General features: G+C 65.3%; 2 protein-coding genes. Both read left to right on the top strand.

The annotated features are described in order from the left end of the window. On the top strand, window positions 1–902 hold a 902-nt coding region (locus tag CYJ26_RS10485; protein WP_145990791.1), incomplete at its 5' end, for a Cna B-type domain-containing protein. 10 nt (window positions 903–912) lie between these two features. Further along, the gene (locus tag CYJ26_RS10480; protein WP_180950898.1) at window positions 913–1,455 is read left to right on the top strand and encodes a prealbumin-like fold domain-containing protein; all 543 of its coding nucleotides are present in this window, start codon (window positions 913–915) and stop codon (window positions 1,453–1,455) included. Window positions 1,456–1,586 lie beyond the last annotated feature (131 nt).

Raw genomic sequence — 1,586 nt, 5'->3', positions numbered from 1 at the left:
AGGACGGCCAGCGTCCGGACTCTGTGACGGTCAGGCTCCTCGCCGACGGTGAGGTCGTGGACAATCAGACGTTGACGCTGAATGCCGAGAGCGAATGGAAGGGCTCCTTCTCTGGCCTGCCCAAGTTCAAGGCCGGCAAGGAGATCGCCTACACGGTCTCTGAGGACGAGGTGTCTGGCTACTCCACGGCCTACTCGGGTACTGCTGCTGGTGGTTTCACGGTGACGAACACGATCACTGGGAAGGTGTCTGTCGCGGTGACGAAGGCCTGGGCCGGTATTGACGCTGACGCGGCTCCGGCCGTGTTGGTGCAGTTGTACGCCGACGGTGTGGCCTCTGGTGACCCGGTCACCTTGGACGGTAACGCTGAGGATGGCTCCTGGAGCCACATCTTTGAGGGCCTGGACCAGTACACGGCTGAGGGTAAGGCGATCGCCTACACGGTGGCCGAGCAGGGCGTCGAGAACGGCAAGTTGTCGGCTGGTGGCCACGACTACACGGTCAAGGTCGCGCAGGACGGTGACTCGTGGACGGTCACGAACACTATGGAGAACCCGAAGACCTCTGTCTCCGGAAAGAAGGTGTGGGACGACGCCGATAACCAGGACGGGATCCGGCCCGACTCCGTGACGGTCGAGCTCCTCGCAAACGGTGCCGCCACGGGTAAGACGGTGGAGGTGCCCGCAGATGGTGACGGGTCCTTCACCTTCACCGGCCTGCCGACCTTCGACGCCAAGGGCATCGAGATCGCCTACAGCGTGGACGAGGTGGGTGTGCCTGAGGGGTATGAGAAGAGCATCGAGGGCACCACGATCACCAACATCCACACCCCGGCGGTGCGCACGGTGAGCGTGACCAAGGCGTGGGACGACCTGGAGTGTCGAGCTGTCTGCCGCCAATGAGTGGGCGGGCGTGTTCGATGGCCTGCCGGTGAACAAGGCTGGTAAGGAGGTCGTGTACTCGGTGGTTGAGGATGCGGTTGCTGGTTACGAGGCCGCTATCACCGGTAGCGCGGATGAGGGGCTGACGGTGACGAACGCGCTGGTGCGTGGTGTGGTGTCGTTGGTGAAGACCGACGCTGCTGGTGCGCCTCTGGTGGGTGCGGTCTTTGAGCTGCGCACCACTACCGGGCAGGTGTTGGACACCGTGACCAGTGGCGCGGACGGCCGGGTGGTGTTCGAGGGTGTTCCTGCTGGTTCCTACCGTGTGGTGGAGACCCAGGCGCCGGCGGGCTACGTCCTGTCTGGTTGGGCCAAGGCTGCTGTGATCGACCGGATGGGCGTGAGTGTGGATCTGGGTCGTGTGGTCAACACACCCGTCCCAGCCAAGCCTGTGGGGCCGGTGGCTTCGTTGGGCAAGCGTCTGCCGGTCACGGGTGTGGACGTGGCGGTCGGGGTGGTTGCTGTGGGCCTGGTGGGCCTGGGTGGCCTGCTGATCCGTCGCCGCCGCGCCTGAACCAACCAGCCCCGGGGGTCGGGCCGGTCAGAAACGGTCTGACCGGCCCGACCCAGACCGGGCCTGGTCTGGTTGTTGAGTCTGGTGGGTGTGCTGGCGCTGGTGAGCGTGCCAGCACGCCTGCTGGCCGG

This window comes from Actinomyces urogenitalis (assembly GCF_002861525.1).
In the GTDB taxonomy this organism is placed as follows: Bacteria; Actinomycetota; Actinomycetes; order Actinomycetales; family Actinomycetaceae; genus Actinomyces; species Actinomyces urogenitalis.
This window is presented reverse-complemented; position numbering and strand designations above follow the sequence as displayed.